Source organism: Chitinophaga hostae, assembly GCF_018224885.1.
Taxonomy (GTDB): Bacteria; Bacteroidota; Bacteroidia; order Chitinophagales; family Chitinophagaceae; genus Chitinophaga; species Chitinophaga hostae.
The window spans coordinates 161558-180674 of record NZ_JAGTXB010000007.1 but is presented as its reverse complement, the minus strand read 5'-3'; the positions used below and the strand labels follow the sequence as shown (position 1 = coordinate 180674).

Genomic DNA, 19117 nt, shown 5'->3' with positions numbered 1-19117 from the left:
GCGATATTACGTTGCCGGAACCTTTTTATAATGGGTTACTTATTTTCCTGGTGCTTCCAGAGTTCCTGGAAGTGAGTGCTGTTGTGGCGCAGGTAATGAAAGGTACCTTCTGCTACAATGCGGCCCTGGCCTAGTACATAAATATAATCGAACTGCGGAAGCAGGTGCAACCGGTGCATCGACGAAATAATGGCTTTATCCGCAAAAGCCTGGAACATTTTTTCATAGATCATGGCCTCTGTTTTAGGATCAACACTGCTGGTTGGTTCATCCAGCAATATCACCTGGCTGTCGCGTGCCGCCAATATACCGCGTGCCAGTGCCAACCGTTGTTTTTGTCCGCCGGAAAGATTCACTCCTTTTTCCCGGATATCTGAAGCCAGTCCCTGCGGCAGCATGTCTATCACTTCCGAAAAATGAGCGCTTTCGCAAACAGCCAGCACTTCTTCGGTAGTAAATGGCAGGCCCAGGGTTACATTGTACTCAATGGTATTTTCAAAAATTTCGGGTTCCTGCGGAAACAGGGTAACGCTCTCATTGAGCGTAGCTAACGGTAACGGGCCTCCGTTGACCTGCAGCCGGGTTTTGGCTTCCGGTTCGTACAATCCACGTAAGATGGCCAGGAGCGTGCTTTTTCCGCTGCCGCTTTCACCGATCAGGGCTATCTTCTTACCTTTTTCTATCTGCAAATGCAGTTCGTGCAAACTTTGCGGTACATAGCTGTCGTCATACGAGGTGAGGTGGGAAAAGCTCAGGTCCCGGATCTCTATTTTTTCCCAGCTGGCGGGAAGCTCTGACGCGGCATCTGCCCGGTGATGCTCCGTATAGGCGTCACGGATATTGGCGGCTGTTTCCACTGCCGTATTGAATTGTACCACATCGGTATATTGCCAGGCCGCATCCTGGAATACGCTGGTAAACTGGTTTACATAGCCCAGCAGGGCCACCAGTCCGGCTACATAAAATACTTCGCCCGGTACCCAATGCTGGAAAATATAGCCGATGGTGATCACGCAGTAGATCAGTGCGATCACCATTTCCGCCGCAAACCATTTCCATTCGTTGATAAGGGTGTTTTTCCGGAAAGGAGGCCATATACGCTGTACTTTGGCCATCAAACCGTTTTCCATGCTTTTTTCGAGGCGAAGGGTAATAACGGTCATGATATTGGAAAGACTATCAAACAACGTGGCAGACACCACATGTTCCCGTTCATTCATCTCGTTCAGCGTTTTTATAAAAGGACGGTCGAACCGCAGCACTATCCACATACAACCTACCCCCATCGCAATACCGATGGCGCCATACAAAGGGGAGAAGTACAACATGGCCACCATGGAAAAAAGCAGTTTGCAGAGAGCATGCAGGTACATAAACCCCCGTTCAAAAAATTCTTTCAGTGACTCATATGCTTTCCGGATACGGTTAATCACTGCCCCGCTATGGTTATCCTGGTGCCATTTCACCGGCAGATGCAGGGCCTGGTGATACCGTTCCTGCAGGAAGTTGCGGCTCAGGTTAAAGGCCAGCTGCCGCTCCATGATCCTGGCGGGGCCATGGAAGAGCCATTCCACCAGCTTGATGGTAAAATATGCACCTACATATATGAGGGCGTAACGGGGCAGGTGGGCGGCATCTTCCTGGATTTTGCCGATAAACCAGCCAAATACTACCGGGTGTAAGGAAAAGGTGATGTTGGCCAGGAAAAACAGTACATATAAAAGCAGGTACTTTTTACGTTGCTGCCGGGCATACTTCCAGGCTGTTTTCAGTAACGAAATATAAGGGTTGGGCATAGTTCCGGGTTTAAATCATCTGCGGTTAAAAATAACCATTTAACAGGAATGTACAGGGAAGAACTAAACAAAAATAGCCGCCAGCTGTTATGGTACGATATTCGCATATCCTCATCTGTAAAATCTTACCATATGAAAAGGTTCTTTGTTTTAAAAATAATGATGCTCTTTATCGTGGCCGCGATCCCATCTGCCGGCCTTTTTGCACAAGACACAAAAGCGCAGAAAAAGGCGGAAAAAGCAGCACAGATCAAGTCACTGATCGAATCTAAGAATTATGTTTTTGTAGCGCAAAACGCTTTCCCTATGGGCGGCCGCATGCGAAACATTACACCGGACTATAACCTGACGGTTTCCGCAGATTCTGTTGTCAGCTATCTTCCCTTCTTCGGACGCGCTTACACCGCCGATTATGGCGCTACAAGGTCACCACTGGACTTCAAAACCAAGTCTTTCGACTACTCCGCTAATCCCGGCAAAAAAGATGGATGGGATATCACCATTAAACCGAAAGACAAAAGGTCCGTGCAGTCCATGAACTTAACGGTTTCCAGCGAAGGCTATGCCTCGCTGCAGGTAACCAGCACCGACCGGTCCGCGATCAGCTTTAACGGTTATGTAACAGAACGGAAAGTTCAAAAGAAGAAATAGTTTGTCTTGCCCAGGATTAACGGTGATTATGATGATTTTCAGGATTTTTTCCTTTGATGATTTTAAAAAGATTAGCGAAGATTTACATGCTGATAATCTTCGCTAATCTTTTTACATCACATAAAATCTCAAAAAAAATCCTGAAAATCATCATAATCACCATTAATCCTGGGCAAAACAAAAAATCATATATCCTTTACCATTTTGTAATTCTCCAACATTACTTCTCCCAACTGTACCTGCTGCGTTTCCACTGCTTTAAATCCCTGTTTTTCGAAGAAAGGCCTGGCGGTAATACTTACATAAGCGACCAGCGTTTTTAAGCCCAGTTCTGCAGCCTTCTTATAAAGCTGCTTGATCAGCATAGCGGCAATTCCCTGGCGCTGATAGTCTTTATGAACATACATCATATCCAGTTCTCCGTCATCTTCCAGGGAGGCAAAACCGGTTATCTGTTCGTCGGTTGTAACAGCGGCATAAAAATGCTGTGATTTTATTTTGTTTTCGAGAGAAGTAATTCTTTCTCCAGTAGCCGCCCATGCACGGATTTGTTCAGGATTGTAATGTGCCCGGTTTATATGAGTAATCGTGCCCTGGTAAAGGCTTTTGAGCTGCGGTATGTCCTGGAGCGTGGCTGGTCGGATTTGCATGTTGATCTTTTAATGCAAGGATAGCGTTATTTTAGTAACGCAATAAATTTTTTTGGAGATGGATAAGCATGCACATATCACTACCCTGTTCCTCGATATAGGTGGGGTATTACTGACCAATGGCTGGGACCGGGCGGCCCGTAAGCTGGCCATGCAAACATACGGACTGGATGCCATTGAAATGGAGGAACGGCATCACCTTACCTTTGATACTTACGAAGAAGGAAAGCTAACGCTCGATGAATACCTGAACCGCGTGGTTTTTTATGAGGACCGCAGTTTTACCCGCAAGCAATTCCGTGATTTTATGTTTGCACAGTCTTCTCCGTATCCGGAAATGCTGGAGATGGTAGCAGCGCTGAAAGCAAAATATAAACTGAAGATTGCCATCGTAAATAATGAAGGCCGTGAACTGAACGAACATCGCATTCAGCATTTTAATATCAGCAGCTTTGTTGATTTCTATATTTCTTCCTGTTTTGTGCACTTCCGCAAACCAGATGCAGATATCTATAAGATAGCGCTGGATATTGCGCAGGTAAAACCGGCGGAGGTAGTATACCTGGAAGACCGGTCGATGTTTGTAGATGTGGCGAATGGTCTGGGGATTAATGGTATTTGTCATACCGACTACGCCAGCACACTAAAAAAACTGGAGGACTTCGGGCTTACGTTGTAGTGGGTTTTTCTTGCTCAGGATTTCAATGATTTTTAGGATTTTCAGGATTTTATTTTTTTTGATTTTATTAGATTTAAAATGATTAGCGAAGACAGAAGCGAGTATAGTATCCGCTTTTATCTTCGCTAATCATTTTAAATCTAATAAAATCAAAAAAAATAAAATCCTGAAAATCCTAAAAATCATTGAAATCCTGGGCAAGAAAAAAACTCGCTAATGAAACTTTTTAATTTATTTTAAAATGCCCACCTCCCCAACTTTAATAAAGTACTGCAAACGATTTTGCCCCCATTTTTTTACCGCTGGTGTAATTTTTCCACCCTTGCTACCAACTTTGTTATAATTAATTTCTATTTTGTCGCCGCGTTCAAAATTAGCACAGTTCTACGTTTAGCAGAAGTTGATAATTTAAATTTCATTAACAATTGAGGTGACCTATAACCGATATAGTAAGAAAAATGATGTATGGACTGTAAAGCTAAAAGCATTTAGCAATCAATATAAACTTTTTAAAAAAATCCAGATCTATGCTTAGATGGAACAAGTTCCGTCCAAAGTTGAAACAGTTAGGTGTGTACGACCGGAGAACTTTGGTATTGATTTTAAGTATTGGCAGTTGTCAGCAGATGATGGCTCAAAACAAATTGCCGTTAACAGATTTATCTGCATTCCAGGAACCTGCAGCCAACTGGCGTATAGCCGGCGGCGTTAAGGCCGACCTGCAGCAGAACAACCTGCTGCAAACAACCGCAGGCACAGGGATCCTCGTGAACCTGCCAGAGAAAAATGCCCATGGAAAGGATCTTTTCAGCACCATACAACATGGTGACCTCGACCTGGAACTGGACTACCTGATGGCCAAAGGATCTAACTCCGGTATTTATTTACAGGGAAGATACGAGATCCAGCTGCTCGACAGCTGGGGTATTACGGCGCCAAGTGCATCGGATAACGGAGGTATTTACCAACGCTGGGACGACAGCAAGCCGGAAGGACAGCAGGGCTATGATGGTCATGCACCCCGTCAGAATGTTAGCCGTGCACCGGGCTTATGGCAGCATATGAAAATAGCTTTCCAGGCGCCCCGCTTTGACGCCGCCGGTAACAAAATTGCGGATGCCGTTATCTTAAAACTGGAACTGAATGGTGTAACCATCCAGGAAAATGTAGTGCTTTCAGGCCCCACCCGTGGCGCCGTACAAAATAATGAAGTAGCTTCCGGCCCACTCCGTATCCAGGGAGATCATGGTACTGTTGCCTTCAGAAATATCGTTATCAATAATTACAGCGCTCCCAAACCAACGCTGCAGGATATAAAGTACAGCATATATAAAGGCCGCTTCGATAAGCAACCCGATTTTGCTGCACTGAAACCGGTAGCATCAGGTACCGCTGCTCAGCTAAGCCCCAACATTACCGGCTTACCGGACAACGAGTTCCTGGTGCGATACACAGGTACCCTGTCTGTGAAAAGCGCAGGTAACTATGGTTTCAATCTCCACACCTCCGGAGGACCCGGCCAGTTGAAAATAAACAACCAAACCATCATCACCCCGCGTGGATGGGATGGTAACGGTAACATCGAATTACAGCCAGGTAACTACCCTGTGGAAGTATTGTATGCTAAAAATACCGACTGGGCGAAAGCGTCTCTGACGCTGTCGGTAAAAGAAGCAGGTATCCGCGAATTCGTTATCAGCGATGCCAACGTACCAGCTGATGATCCTACAGATCCTATCCTGGTTACGGCCAACGAAAATACCGTATTGCGCAGCTTTATGGACGTTCGAGGTGGTAAACGCGTAGTACACGCCATTTCTGTAGGCGGTCCTGCCAAAGTGCATTACACCTACGACATGGATAACGGCTTACCCATACAGGTATGGCGCGGCGAATTCCTGAACACCACACCTATGTGGCACGACCGTGGCGACGGCTCTTCCCGTCCTATGGGTACCATCCAGGTACTGACCAATCAGCCTGCACTGGCTATTGAAAAACTGTCCGGCAAAGATGCTGCCTGGAGCGCCGATACTACCGGCACCGCCTACCGTCCAACAGGTTACGCCCTCGATGAAACAGGTAAACCAACTTTCCGTTACAATATTTATGGTACCGCTGTAACAGACGATATCAGCGTACTGCCGGAAAACCAGGGTATACATCGCACCGTTACGGTGGCACAACCTGCATCCGACCTCTATCTGCGTATAGCCGTTGGGGATAGCATAGAACAGGTATCCCCGGGTTTGTATGTGATCGGCGATAAATCTTATTATGTGAAGATGGACGATGCCAAAGCGAACCCCATCATCCGCAACCAGAACGGCCGCGCGGAGCTGATCGTGCCGGTACAGGCTAAAACAGGTTATGCGGTTATCTTCTAAGCAGCAATACTAATGACTATTATGAAACTGAATTATAAAAGAATTACAGCAGGAATAGCCGCAGGTATGTTCCTGATGACCACAGCCATCACGCCTGTTAAAGCACAGGAATCACCCAAGGAAGAGGACTTTTTCCGTATTGCACGTATCAGCTCTCCCGAAGGTACCCTGCTGGAAGTAGGTGGTTTATGCACCCTTCCCAACGGCGACCTTGGCGTGGCTACCCGTCGCGGCGATATCTTTATCGTGGAAAATCCCACCAGCAGCAAACCTTACTTCAGGAAAGTAGCTTCCGGGCTGCACGAAGTGCTGGGCCTGGCTTACAAAAATGGTTCCCTCTATTGCGCACAACGCGGCGAACTGACCAAAATGACCGATACCAATATGGATGGTAAAATGGACCTGTTCGAAACTGTGTTTGCATGGCCTTTATCCGGGCATTATCATGAGTACAGCTTCGGACCCGTACTGGGCCCAGATGGCTCTTTCTTTGTTTCCGGTAACGTAGCCTTTGGGGATGAAGAATGGTGGCGCGGTGAAAGCCGTGTTCCCTGGAGAGGTTGGATGATGCACATCACCCCCGATGGTAAAATGGAACCATGGGCAACAGGTTTCCGTTCTCCTTGTGGTTTAGGCACCATCGATGGTGAACTGTTTTACACAGATAACCAGGGCGACTGGATGGGTTCCGGTGGACTGACCCATGTAAAGAAAGGCAGCTTTGTGGGGCACCCTGCCGGTTTACGCTGGACAGGCATGCCCAACTCTCCCGTAAAGCTGACTACAGAAGAATTGTACAGCAAAGTGGATCCCCGCTTTCGTAAAGATGCGCAGGGAAATGCCATCAAACCAGAGAACGTAGAAAACGAAAAGTTTGTGACGCTGTTTGATATGAAGAAATATTTCCCGGAATTACAAACACCCGCAGTATGGCTGCCACACGGTGTTTTAGGGATCTCCAACTCACAGCTCACCACCATTCCGGAAGGTACGTTTGGCCCCTTCGCCAAACAGGTGCTGATCGGTGATCAGGGACAAAGCAAAATTATGCGCGTGTACCTGGAAAAAGTAAATGGTGAATACCAGGGCGCTGCCTGGGATTTCAGAAGCGGATTTCAGTCAGGCGTTTTGCGCCTCGCCTGGGGTAAGGACGGTTCCCTCTTTGTAGGTGAAACCAACCGTGGATGGGGTTCTGCCGGTGATGCCAACCAGGGCCTTCAACGCCTGGTGTGGAATAACCGTGTACCTTTTGAAATGAGAACCGTGAGCGCAATGCCAGATGGTTTTGAAATAACGTTCACCCAGCCGGTCGACAAAAAATATGCAGAAGATATTGCCTCCTATAACGTGGAAAGCTTTATCTATAAATACCACCCGGTGTATGGAAGTCCTACCGTTAACACGGAAAAGCTGACCATCAAAGGTGTACAGGTTTCCTCAGATGGTATGAAAGTTCGCCTCGTAATCGATGGACTGCGTCAGTACTACATCCACAAGCTCACGCTGAATGGTATCCGTACCCAGGAAAATTCCTACTCGCTGGTACACCCGGATGTATACTACACACTGAATAACATTCCTGATGGAGCAAAATTACCTGCATCTGCCCTGAGTACTAAAAACTCTGCTGCCAAACCAGCTACTACCGCCACTAAGGTAGCTGCTGCAAAAGATGCTTCCACGGCTGCTCAACCGGCAACCGCAAAGGCGCTCACCTACGAGCAGGTAAAACCGTTGCTGAATAAATACACCTGCTCTTCCTGTCATAATCCCGACAAGAAACAGGTAGGTCCCGGTTTTAAAGATGTCGCCAAAAGAAATTATTCCGTAGCTAAAATATTAGCGCTGATCAAAAATCCAAAGCCGGAGAACTGGCCTGGCTATGCCACACCAATGCCTCCATTCCCGCAGGTGCCGCAAGCCGACGCAACGAAGATTGCCACCTGGATCAATTCTTTGAAGTAGTTCCCAAGGTGTAAGAAGGCTTCTGGCAGCGGATTTTTTCTTGCCCAGGATTTCAATGATTTTGATGATTTACAGGATTTTTTCCTTAATGATTTTAAAAAGATTAGCGGAGATAAAAGTGGATACTCGCTTTTGTCTCCGCTAATCTTTTTAAATCAAAAATAAAATCTACTAAAATAAAATCCTGTAAATCATCAAAATCATTGAAATCCTGGGCAAGAAAAAATCCGCTGCATTTCTGCTAAAAGCTAATGGCTAATAGCTAATTGCTGGTTCGGTTCATTATCTCCTCAATCTCCTCGGCTTCCACAGGAATATTTTCCATCAGATCTTCATATCCGTTATCTGTTACAAGCAGGTTGTTTTCTATTCTTATCCCGATGCCCTCAGCGGCGTTATAGATGCCGGGTTCGTTGGTAAGAAAGGCGCCTGCGGGTATGGGCTCATGGATGTAGCCCGGGTCATGTACCTCGAGTCCCAGGAAGTGTGATACGTTATGATAGCTGTATTGCTGCAGGTAATGTGCAGCGCCGTTGCGGCGGATGTCCGTGGTTGAACAGATGCCCAACCGGACCAGCGCTTCCAGGATCAGCTCATTGGATGCCTGCCATAATTCGTGCAATGATACACCGGCGCGGACATGCTGCCGCAGTTGGCGATGCACCTGTAATACGGCGTTGTAATATTCTTTTTGCCGTGGCGTGTAACGCCCGTTCACCGGAATGGTGCGGGTAAGGTCAGCATTATAAAATTCCAGGCTGGCAGCAGCGTCTATCAGTACCAGGTCCCCGTCTTTCCCTGTTTTTTTATTAGCCCGGTAGTGCAGTATGCAGGTATCTGCTCCAAAGGCTACTATGGGTTCATAATTCGCCCAGGTGGCGTTGTGCTGCATATATTCGTGGATCAGTTCTGCTGCAACCTGGAAGCCCGTTTTACCGGGCTTTACAAATTTCAGCAACCGGCGGAAGCCCATTTCCGTAATATCACAGGCTTTGCGGATGATGGCTACTTCTTCCGGTGTTTTGGCCATCCGCTGCCGGGCCAGCAGAGGATACAGCCGGTCGTATTCGTGCAGGGGATAATGATGCTTACAGGTCAGCAGCAGCCGGTCTTCCCGCGTTTGCGTTTCATTTTCCGAACGGGCATGTTCATTTGTATGTAACAGTATCCGTCTACAAAGTGGAATGACGTTTTTCATCACCGCCCAGTATTCATCTGTATAATAAACGGTGGCGATACCGGACAGGGAAGCGGCCGATTCTTTGTCGAGACGATGCCCCAGCCACTTTACGAAAAGCTGGTCGGCACGTTTGATGAAAAGGATTTCCCGCATGGCGGCTTCCGGATGACCAGGACACAGCACCAGCATGGCATCTTCTTCTTTGACCCCGGTGAGATAATAAAGATTTACATTAGGAAAGTACGGCATGGTGCCGTCGCCGTTGGTAGGCATAATATCATTGGCGGTAAGTATCGCCACGGCATCTGCCGGCAGCTGGCTGACGAGCCGTTTACGTTGGGTTGAAAACATAGTGGAATGCTTTTGTTGCAGCGCAAACATAAGCTGTGGCGATGGGGGAGTTGGTGTAAAAACGCGACAATTGTCTTGCCCAGGATTAGACTGATTTTGATGATTTAAAGGATTTTTTTATTGTGATTTTAAAAGATTTTGGAAGATACCAATCAATATTTTCGCTGATATCTTCCTGAATCTTTTAAAATCAAATTATAATCACAAAAAAAATCCTTTAAATCATCAAAATCAGTCTAATCCTGGGCAAAACAAAACCCGCTTGCGCCAGTCCTTACGGAAGTGAGAGAAATCATGATATCCCAATGCTTCCCAGTCGGCCTTGTAGCCGTGCTCCACGTATTGTGTTACGGCCTGGCGAAACCTGAGTATAGCCAGGCACTGTTTGGGGCTGATATCGAGCGATGCGGTAAAATATCTTTCCAGGGTGCGGGGAGAGAGGTAAAGTAAAGCAGCGAGTTGTTTGAGCTGGTAGCCGGATTGCAATGGGGCCGGGCCGTTCAGGGATTGCAGCACATAGTGGAAATGCCTGATGGAACCGGGCAGGGGAGCCTGGTTCCGGAGAAACTGGTCCAGTAATGTTTTGATGGCCTCCGGACTGGGGGCCTCATATACGGCCGATTCGAGCCGGCTGATATGATGCAGGGCGTCTCCGGCGGGCAGTGTTTTGCCGTTGATCTCTGTTCCCCTGATACGGAGTAGGTAATTGAGTGATGCCGGTTTGAATTTGACGCCTACCAGGAAGTTATTAAAGAGATGGCGGTAGGCTACGGCGGTGGGCCGGTATCCAATCAATTCACTGTGGGCGCTGGTATGCAGGAACCGGTTTTGTGCGTCATATATTTCAAAGGGGGCGCCCAGATTGAGTACCAGCGAGGAGCACATATTGGCCAGCAACAGTTCCCGGAACTCCTGTTGCTGCATAGCAGGCTGCCGCAGATCCAGCAGCCAGTAATAAACCACATGCTCCGCCAGGTCAGGCGCCGGTGTCATAAACCGGTACTGACTGGAGAAATATTGCTGGTTTATCAGTTCGATGGCTTGCATTAACAGTGACGGTAGTTGTTTCAACAAATTACGAATAAGGGCCTGATTTGTTTATATTTTTCCATGGTGAACTTTTTAGGCGAACACCTGTTAACTAAGTTATCACTATGAAAAACACTATTGCGGCAGCTCCCAATCTCCGGTAGTTGTTTTTCCCCTGGTAATGCAATTAAGTCATAAATAAAGATACGGTTGATAAACAGGCACAGCATCTTGTAATGGTTCAAGATGTGCAGGGGCGGGCCCTTGAGCGATGTAGCGCCCGCCCTTTTTTTATGAAAGATTAAACATAAAACCGATACCATACACATTCCGGATACTGATGTTTTCATTTCCCTGGAAATATTTGCGGAAGCGGGATACAAAAACATCAAGACTTCTCCCCACAAAATAATCATTGGCGCCCCATACCTGGTGGAGTATATCTTCCCGGCGGATCACCTTATTGCTGTTATGGTAGAAGTGTAATAACAGGTCGCTTTCCAGCGGTGTGAGGATAGTTTCCTTACCGTTGGGAGCTACCAGTTTCAGCGAATCTTTATGGAAACGCATGCCTCCCAGGTCAATGGCATTGTTGGGACGCGTGTTACCGTTCGCCAGCTGGTGCCGTTTCAGGATATTTTTGATGCGCAGCACCAGTTCATCCACATCGAACGGTTTCACGATATAGTCGTCTGCGCCTATTTTCAGCCCATACAGGCGGTCTTTCTTTTCGCCACGCGCCGTGAGAAACAGGAAGGGGACATTGGGTTGTATTTTTACCACCTGTTGTGCCAGCTCAAAACCATCCATTTCAGGGAGATTAATATCTATCAGGATAATGTGCCAGGCCTGTGGTGTGGCGGCAAAAGCTTCCAGTGCTGCCCGGCCGTTTTGTTGCCAGTCAACAGTAAAATCCATCAGTTCCAGGTATTGCTTCACTACATTACCCAGGTCTGTTTCATCTTCTACCAGCAGAATGTGATGTTTCATGATATTATATTTTTGAAGGTATGATGATTATAAATGTGCTGCCTGCCCCTGGTTCGCTTTCTACGCTGATTTGCCAGCCATGTGCATCTATACATTGTTTTACATAGTAAAGACCGAGCCCCAGTCCCTTTGTGGGCTTTGAAAGCCGGGGCTGATGCCGGTAAAATTTTTCGAAGATGTGGCGTTGGGTATGGGCATCCATACCAATACCATTATCCCGTATTACCAGTTCCAGTTCTTCTTTTTGACGGACAATGGAAATAGTGATTTCTTTCTGTGCGTGATCGTTGTATTTCACGGCATTATCCAGGATATTCTGCAGCAGCGTGGTAAAATGAAAAGTGTCGGTGTTGATCATCGCAGGGGAAGAACTGCTGTTAAAGGTGAACACGATGTTTTTGTTGGCGGCATTCAGACTATATACCGCCAGTATTTCGGAGATGAGTTCGTTGAGGTCATAGGTCACTGTTTTTAGTTCCAGTTTTTCTGTGGCCGCCACGTTGATCACCTTTTCCACCAATAGTTTCAGGCGTTCTGCCTGCCGGTGGATGATCATCGACAGGGCGGTAACGCTTTGTTTGTTATCCAGTGTTTTTTCGTTTTGTATGTTTTTATTGGCAACAATAATGGCGGTGATGGGTGTATTGAATTCGTGTGTAATGTTATTGATGAAATCCGACTTCATGTCCGACAGATGTTTTTGCCGGATCCATTTGTGCAGGGTGATGCCAAAGAGCGTTACCACGGCCAGCAGCGTGAGTATACCCGGGAGAATGGTATATCTCATTTGTTGCAGTACCAGTGTGCGCCGGTTATAAGGATCGGCGTAAAAGGAGAACGAAAGTGAATAGGAGTAGGGGAGCGGCGAGTTGGCTACCAGCGACGACGCAGCACTGTTTTCGCCGGGCTGCCGCAGGTTGCCGCAGATGTATAATCCCATTTCCTGTTGCCGGGCAGCGGGTATGAGCGGGTATTTTTTGAAGCGGTTATAAATGTTGACGTATTGGCTGTCTTTGAATTTAATATCAAGGCGATGAATACACAGGGCAAACAACAAAGAGTCCTGGATACCGTCGTTGGTTTTAATAGCTTTCAGCATGCTGTCGGCATTCTCATGGCGCACGAGCTCCCCGATGATGCGGTTCACCAGGTGTTGTGCGGCGGTGTCGAAGTCTTCTGGATTGGTTTGGTAGAGGTTTTCCAGGTAAGCATACTGCGGCACTATGATGCTGTCGAGCAGTGGTTGACCGCCCGGAAACAGTTTATCGTTGGCGATGGCCAGGTTATAGGCTTCGCCGATGCGGCCTTTTTCCACATAGTTGAAGCGGCTGTCGAGCAGCTGGTAGGTATTGTATATCAGGAAGAATTGTACGATGGCCAGTGCCACAATACAGATAACTGCTGTCAGGATATACAGCTTGATAGAGTGCCTCATTCCCTGTTTAATTACTATTTGGTTGATACCCGTATGCTGTTGGCCAGTGTCATCGGAAAGATACTACTTTTTTTATCTCATAAAATCGATTTAGCAAAAAATAATTAAAAGACCCCCATAAGCGGCGGTTTCCCTTTCCCGGTTACAACTGGGGCAGGGGTTGTCTGCGGGCTGCGTCGGTCGGTATCGTACCAAATCAGGACGACTTTCAGTCTATGCTACGTCCGTCTAATTTCAATCTCCGCTGCATTTGTCTAATCCAATCTCCGCTGCATTTGCCTAACAGCTAATAGCTAATAGCTAATAGCTAATAGCTAATAGCTATATCTCTTCCACCTCTTCGCTATCAACGACAGTGGTATCCCGATCATTACCATCAGTATCGCCATATTAATGAGCGCGCTGGTTAAGCGCATAGGGCCATGCGGTACGTGACTCAATGGTACTACCATGAGGTTCATGATACACCATACGATGGCGCCGTAAGCGATGCCGGTAACAACCGCAGGGGTACGGCGCAGCACTGTTATTTTGGGATATAGCAGGAAGAAGATAAAGGTCCATATCATAGCGATACAGTAATGAAACAGCAATCCCCACCAGGGCATTGCAGGGTCTCCGCTAAAGGCCGCTTTACCAAATACCCCGCTGCCAACATAGGCCAGGAGTTTACTAATGGGCTGTCCGTGGGTGACAATCGTGAAATACACCATGGCTGATAATATATCCAGGGTGCCAACGATCAGTCCTGCAAATAAAACGACGCCGGGAAACGAGGATGGAAGACGCATGTGGTTGATGTTTATATGATAACCGGGGATGATGCTTGCTTCCTTTAAATTATAAAATTCCCTTATAAAAACCACCTGCAGCAGTAAGATTTTCCCTCCTTTTATGAAGTAATTATTAAGAAATATTAAAATCTGCTTAAAAATTTTGTCTATATTATTATTTATCAATTTTATATAAAGTATAAAAAAATAAATTTAAACAAACGATTAAATAAACGCTTGTTTAAATTAAACGTTTGTTTAATTTTGTTTTGTCAAATTTAAAAAAGGAACATGGAAGAGTATAGTGAAAAACAGCTCTCAATTTTAAAGGTTGCAGAGCGGCTATTTGCCGATCAGGGCTTTCATGGCACTTCGGTGAGGGACATAGCACAGGAGGCGGATGTGAATATTGCCATGATCTCCTATTATTTTGGTTCAAAGGACAAATTACTGGAGACAATTTTCAGGTTTAGAATGGAGGCGTCAAGGAAGTTCATCAATGAATTATTGGAGAACGATACTTTGGAGCCGCTGGATAAAATATACAGTCTGATTGACCGGTTCATCAATAAAATGCTGGGAGAACAATATTTCCAGTGCATTATGAGCCGCGAACAGCTCAACAGTCAGCAAAGCCCGGTAAGGGACCTGATCTGGCAACTGAAAGGAGAGATGCTGGGGTTAATGCAACCCATCGTTACCAACGCACAGGAAGCCGGCATTTTCCACAAGGATGTAGATGTTGAAATGTTGATGACTACTTTATTCGGGACTATCCATCAGGTAATACCTGCTCAGCATATACTAAAGAAAAGCGCACCGCCGGAGGTGATCAGTGATGAAGATTACGGCGCGTATATCAGGAACAGAGTAAGTACACATTTAAAAAAATTGTTCAAAGCAATCCTAACACATGAATTCTAAAAGCATATACACACGATTATATGCGCTTGCATCGGGAACCCTGCTGACTTTTTTCTTTCAGACAGCATCCGCACAACAAGGCGTAAAACCGCTTTCGTTAAATGAAGCCATATCGCTGAGTATACAAAACAGCAAACAACTAAAAGTGAGTCATGCTAAAGTAGATCAGGCTACCGCCTCACTGAAGGAAGCCAATGAGCGCCAGTTACCGGATGTTTCCGTTTCCGGTTCCTACCTCCGGCTTACGCAACCAAATATTGATCTGAAACTTAAACTGGGAGACAACAGCGGCAGCGGAAAATCAGAAAGCCCGAAAGTAAACCAGGCGGCTTATGGAATGGCCAATGTATCTATTCCCATCTTCGCAGGCGGATTGATCCAGAGCGGCAAGGAATCTGCCCGCTACCTGGCAGAAGCAGCAAAACTGGATGTAGATAAAGACAGGGAAGATGTAATCCAGAACACTATTGCTGCCTACAGCAACCTCTATAAGGCGAAAGCGGCAGTAGCACTGGTACAGGAAAACATCAGGCAATCAGATGAAAGAGTGAAGGAATTTTCCAATAAAGAAAAGAATGGCCTCCTTGCCCGCAACGACCTGTTAAAAGCCGAACTGCAGCAGTCTAACTACCAACTGGCCCTGATGGATGCCGAAAACAACCTGAAGATCGCCAATCTCAATATGGATATTATGCTGGGCTTACCGGATAATACCACACTGCAGGTAGACAGCTCCACCTTTAAAGTAGATAATAAAGTAGACGGACGCGGCGTGGCAGAATTTGAGCAGCTGGCTTACCAGAACCGCAAAGATGCAGCCTCCCTCAGCTTCCGCGAAAAAGCAGCTAACGCAGGTATAAAAGGCGCTAAAGCCGATTATTATCCTTCCCTCGCTGTAACCGGTGGTTATGTTGCGGCATATATTCCAAACCTGATCACCATTACCAACGCGGTAACAGCAGGTGTGGGCGTAAAATACAGTCTTTCTTCCCTCTGGAAAACAGGATCGAAAGTAGCCGGCGCCAAAGCGAAACTGGCGGAAGTACAGGCCAATGAGGAAAAGATCGTAGATAACATCCACCTGGACGTGTATCAATCTTACGAAAACTACCTCCTGAGCCATAAAAAAATGGATACTTATATAAAGGCGATAGAACAGTCAGAAGAAAACTACCGGATTACGAAGAACAAGCATGATAACAACCTGGCTACTACTACAGATCTGCTGGATGCAGATGTAGCCAACCTGCAATCGCATCTCAATTATGCGTATGCAAAAGCGGATGCGCTGGTTGCTTATAACAAACTTTTACAGGCCGCCGGTATACTGGAATCTAACAACAAATAATACCAACAAACCAAAAACATCAAAGCTGTGGAAACGCAAACTCAAACAAAACCTACTAACAATATAAACATGCAGGAAACAACTGCCCCTAAAAAGAAAAGCAAAGGCTTCGTTATAGTACTCGCTGTGCTGGTGCTGGGTGGTGGCGCATTTGGTATCACCAAGTATATTCATGGTCAGCACCACGAAGAAACAGATAATGCGCAGATTGATGCAAACGTAAGCCCGGTAATACCACGTGTATCCGGTTATGTGAAAGAAGTACGGGTAAAAGATAACCAATTTGTAAAGAAAGGCGATACCCTGGTAGTACTGGATGACCGCGACCTGGCCATCAAGGTACAACAGGCGGAAAATGCGCTGTATGCTGCACAGGCTAACCTCGGCGCCGCTGAAGCCACCACCGCCGCTGCACAGGCAGGTATCAGCACTGCACAGGCACAGGTAGGTACCATCGATGCGCAGATCGAAGCTGCCAAAGTAAACCTCTGGAGAGCCAGCCAGGATTACGATCGCTATGCTAACCTGATCAAAGATCATTCTATCACCCAACAGGAATTTGAACAGGCTTCTGCTGCCAAACAAACCGCTGAACGTCAGCTGGATGTACTGGCCAAACAGAAAGCTGCTGCCGGTCGCCAAACCAGCGTGGTAACTTCCCAGAGTGGTGCTACCTCCAAACAGATCAACGTGGCTAACGCCGGTATCAAACAACGTCAGACAGATGTGGAAGATGCAAAACTGAACCAGTCTTACGCAGTGATCACCGCACCGGAAGACGGTGTGCTGTCAAAGATCTTCGTACAACCCGGTCAGTTCGTTACCGCCGGTCAGTCTTTATTCAGCGTAGTACTGAATAATACACCATGGGTAGTAGCCAACTTCAAGGAAACACAGCTCGACAAAATGAAACTGGGTCAGAAAGTAACGGTACATATCGATGCATACCCTGAGAAAGCCCTGGAAGGAAAAGTAACGTCCTTCGCACCAGCTACAGGCTCCAAAATGGCCCTGTTGCCTGCCGATAACGCTTCTGGTAACTTCGTCAAAGTGGTACAACGTTTACCTGTAAAAATTGAGTTCGATAATCCAGGTGATGAGTTGGTAAAACAGTTACGCCCGGGAATGAACGTACTGGTAGATGTGCATCTCAACTAATCATACAAATGAATAACAACTTATCCGGAGTTAATAATTAATGGAACCATGCAATCATCAACGACAGGCATAAACCATTAGCAACAACAGATTTTAATAACGACAGCAAGGTCATGTTCGTCATTAATTATTAACTCCGGGTAAGACTGTTTTCATCCAAAATACAAAGTGCTGCATGCAACAAGAATCATTGATAGAATACGGCTCGCGCAGGGTGATCATTACGATCACCGCTATATTCTGCGCCTTGCTGGAGATAGTGGATACCACTATCGTAAATGTGGCGTTGAATGACATGCGTGGTAACATGGGTGCTACGCTCAGTGAAATAGGATGGGTGATCACGGCATATGCTATCGGTAACGTAATCATTGTACCGATGACAAGCTGGTTATCCCAGCAGTTCGGCCGTCGTAACTACTTTGCGGCGTCTATCATTATCTTCACCGTTTCCTCCTTCCTTTGCGGTAACGCAACTACCATGTTTGAGCTGATCATATTCCGCTTTATACAGGGTTTGGGAGGCGGTGCATTGCTGGTAACCTCACAAACTATTATCACAGAAAGTTATCCGCCTGAAAAACGCGGGATTGCCCAGGCCATCTATGGTTTAGGGGTGATCATCGGTCCAACTTTAGGACCTCCTTTAGGTGGTTTTATTACAGATAATTACTCCTGGCCATACATCTTTTACATCAACATCCCTATCGGCGTAATTGCTACCCTGCTTACCCTGCAGTTTGTACGCAGCCCGAAGTATGGAGAAAAACGTTCCATCAGCGAAATTGATTTCCTCGGGATAGGGCTCCTGGCAGTGATGGTAGGCTGCCTGCAGTTTGTACTGGAGCGTGGACAGGAAGACGATTGGTTTAATGATAGTACCATTACTGCTTTAACGGTAACAAGTGTGCTCGCCCTGTTCTTTTTTGTATGGCGTGAGCTTACTTACAAGAACCCTATAGTGGAATTACGGGTACTCAAAAACGGGAACCTGCGGGTAGGTACCATCCTGTCGTTCATCATGGGCTTCGGGTTATACGGATCTACTTTCATTATCCCGCTTTATACACAGGGCTCACTGGGATGGACCGCCACACAATCCGGTATGCTGATGATCCCGGCGGCGCTGACCACAGCGGTAATGATGCCGCTGATCGGTAAAATGCTGGAAAAAGGCGTACCACAGCAATACATGGTGGCCAGCGGTATGTTCCTGTTCTTTGTCTTCTGTTTCTGGGGATATAAGATCATAACACCTGCCGACACAGGATCTGATGCTTTCTTCTGGATGCTGATTGTACGCGGTATAGGTATGGGTTTACTGTTCATTCCTATCACTACGTTATCGCTCTCCAGTCTGAAAGGACAGCAGATCGGCCAGGGCGCAGCCTTTACAGGTATGATGCGTCAGCTTGGAGGTTCCTTTGGGGTGGCATTGATTACCACCTTTATGGCCCGCCGTAATATGATGCATCGCAGTGACCTGGTAGCCAAACTGGATACCAACAACCCCGACGTTATGAACCGGATAAGTGGTTTACAACATAGTTTCATGGCTAAGGGAATGGATCCTCAACAGGCGTTAAACACAGGATATAAGCTGATGGATTTCACCATCACCAGGCAGGCAGCTACATTGTCCTATATGGATGTGTTCCTGTACCTCGGTATCCTGTTCCTGATCTGCGTACCATTTGTACTATTGGTAAAAGCTAAAAAAGCTGCGAAGCTCGATCCGTCTGCTATGCACTAACGGAACAGCTTTCAACATAAAAATATTGTTGCAATAACAGTGTAACAG

At 46.6% G+C, this 19117-nt stretch carries 15 protein-coding genes; 8 read left to right on the top strand and 7 right to left on the bottom strand.

Going from position 1 to position 19117, the window contains the following annotated elements; genetic code table 11:
- Positions 1-35: 35 nt before the first annotated feature.
- Complete coding sequence (locus KE626_RS16420; protein WP_211974008.1) at positions 36-1796, bottom strand: ABC transporter ATP-binding protein; 1761 nt, start codon at positions 1794-1796, stop codon at positions 36-38.
- Between the two features lie 132 nt (positions 1797-1928).
- Here KE626_RS16420 and KE626_RS16415 point away from each other — a divergent pair, with 132 nt between their 5' ends.
- Positions 1929-2447, top strand: a complete 519-nt coding sequence (locus tag KE626_RS16415) for a DUF4251 domain-containing protein (protein ID WP_211974007.1) — start codon at positions 1929-1931, stop codon at positions 2445-2447.
- A 185-nt stretch (positions 2448-2632) separates the two neighbouring features.
- Here KE626_RS16415 and KE626_RS16410 read toward each other — a convergent pair whose 3' ends face one another.
- Positions 2633-3097, bottom strand: a complete 465-nt coding sequence (locus KE626_RS16410) for a GNAT family N-acetyltransferase (protein ID WP_211974006.1) — start codon at positions 3095-3097, stop codon at positions 2633-2635.
- Positions 3098-3155: 58 nt separating this feature from the next.
- Here KE626_RS16410 and KE626_RS16405 point away from each other — a divergent pair, with 58 nt between their 5' ends.
- The 3 genes from KE626_RS16405 (at position 3156) to KE626_RS16395 (ending at position 8128) form a co-directional block, all read left to right on the top strand.
- The gene (locus KE626_RS16405) at positions 3156-3776 is read left to right on the top strand and encodes an HAD family hydrolase (protein ID WP_211974005.1); all 621 of its coding nucleotides are present in this window, start codon (positions 3156-3158) and stop codon (positions 3774-3776) included.
- A gap of 527 nt (positions 3777-4303) precedes the next feature.
- A complete protein-coding gene (locus KE626_RS16400; RefSeq protein WP_211974004.1) occupies positions 4304-6163 on the top strand; it encodes a 3-keto-alpha-glucoside-1,2-lyase-like domain-containing protein in 1860 nt (619 codons plus the stop codon).
- Positions 6164-6184: 21 nt separating this feature from the next.
- Positions 6185-8128, top strand: coding sequence for a c-type cytochrome (locus KE626_RS16395; RefSeq protein ID WP_211974003.1), 1944 nt, complete (start codon positions 6185-6187; stop codon positions 8126-8128).
- 262 nt (positions 8129-8390) lie between these two features.
- Here the strand turns inward: KE626_RS16395 and KE626_RS16390 are convergent, their stop codons facing one another.
- The 5 genes from KE626_RS16390 to KE626_RS16370 all read right to left on the bottom strand — a co-directional run bounded on the left by KE626_RS16390 (position 8391) and on the right by KE626_RS16370 (position 13904).
- Positions 8391-9659, bottom strand: coding sequence for an aminopeptidase P family protein (locus KE626_RS16390; RefSeq protein WP_211974002.1), 1269 nt, complete (start codon positions 9657-9659; stop codon positions 8391-8393).
- A gap of 231 nt (positions 9660-9890) precedes the next feature.
- Complete coding sequence (locus KE626_RS16385; RefSeq protein WP_211974001.1) at positions 9891-10730, bottom strand: helix-turn-helix domain-containing protein; 840 nt, start codon at positions 10728-10730, stop codon at positions 9891-9893.
- A 249-nt stretch (positions 10731-10979) separates the two neighbouring features.
- Positions 10980-11678, bottom strand: a complete 699-nt coding sequence (locus KE626_RS16380; RefSeq protein ID WP_211974000.1) for a response regulator transcription factor — start codon at positions 11676-11678, stop codon at positions 10980-10982.
- Positions 11679-11682: 4 nt separating this feature from the next.
- Positions 11683-13113: a sensor histidine kinase gene (locus tag KE626_RS16375; protein ID WP_211973999.1), complete on the bottom strand. Its 1431-nt coding sequence runs from the start codon at positions 13111-13113 to the stop codon at positions 11683-11685.
- A 314-nt stretch (positions 13114-13427) separates the two neighbouring features.
- Positions 13428-13904, bottom strand: a complete 477-nt coding sequence (locus KE626_RS16370; RefSeq protein ID WP_211973998.1) for a hypothetical protein — start codon at positions 13902-13904, stop codon at positions 13428-13430.
- A gap of 273 nt (positions 13905-14177) precedes the next feature.
- Between KE626_RS16370 and KE626_RS16365 the strand changes: the two genes are divergently transcribed.
- The 4 genes from KE626_RS16365 (at position 14178) to KE626_RS16350 (ending at position 19069) form a co-directional block, all read left to right on the top strand.
- Positions 14178-14810 (top strand): TetR/AcrR family transcriptional regulator, encoded by a 633-nt coding sequence (locus KE626_RS16365; protein WP_211973997.1) that lies wholly within the window; start codon positions 14178-14180, stop codon positions 14808-14810.
- Complete coding sequence (locus tag KE626_RS16360) at positions 14800-16158, top strand: TolC family protein (RefSeq protein WP_211973996.1); 1359 nt, start codon at positions 14800-14802, stop codon at positions 16156-16158. The genes KE626_RS16365 and KE626_RS16360 overlap by 11 nt, the downstream gene beginning before the upstream one ends.
- Before the next feature lie 27 nt (positions 16159-16185).
- Complete coding sequence (locus tag KE626_RS16355; protein ID WP_346344426.1) at positions 16186-17316, top strand: HlyD family secretion protein; 1131 nt, start codon at positions 16186-16188, stop codon at positions 17314-17316.
- 175 nt (positions 17317-17491) lie between these two features.
- Positions 17492-19069, top strand: a complete 1578-nt coding sequence (locus KE626_RS16350) for a DHA2 family efflux MFS transporter permease subunit (protein ID WP_211973995.1) — start codon at positions 17492-17494, stop codon at positions 19067-19069.
- The last annotated feature ends 48 nt before the right edge of the window (positions 19070-19117 follow it).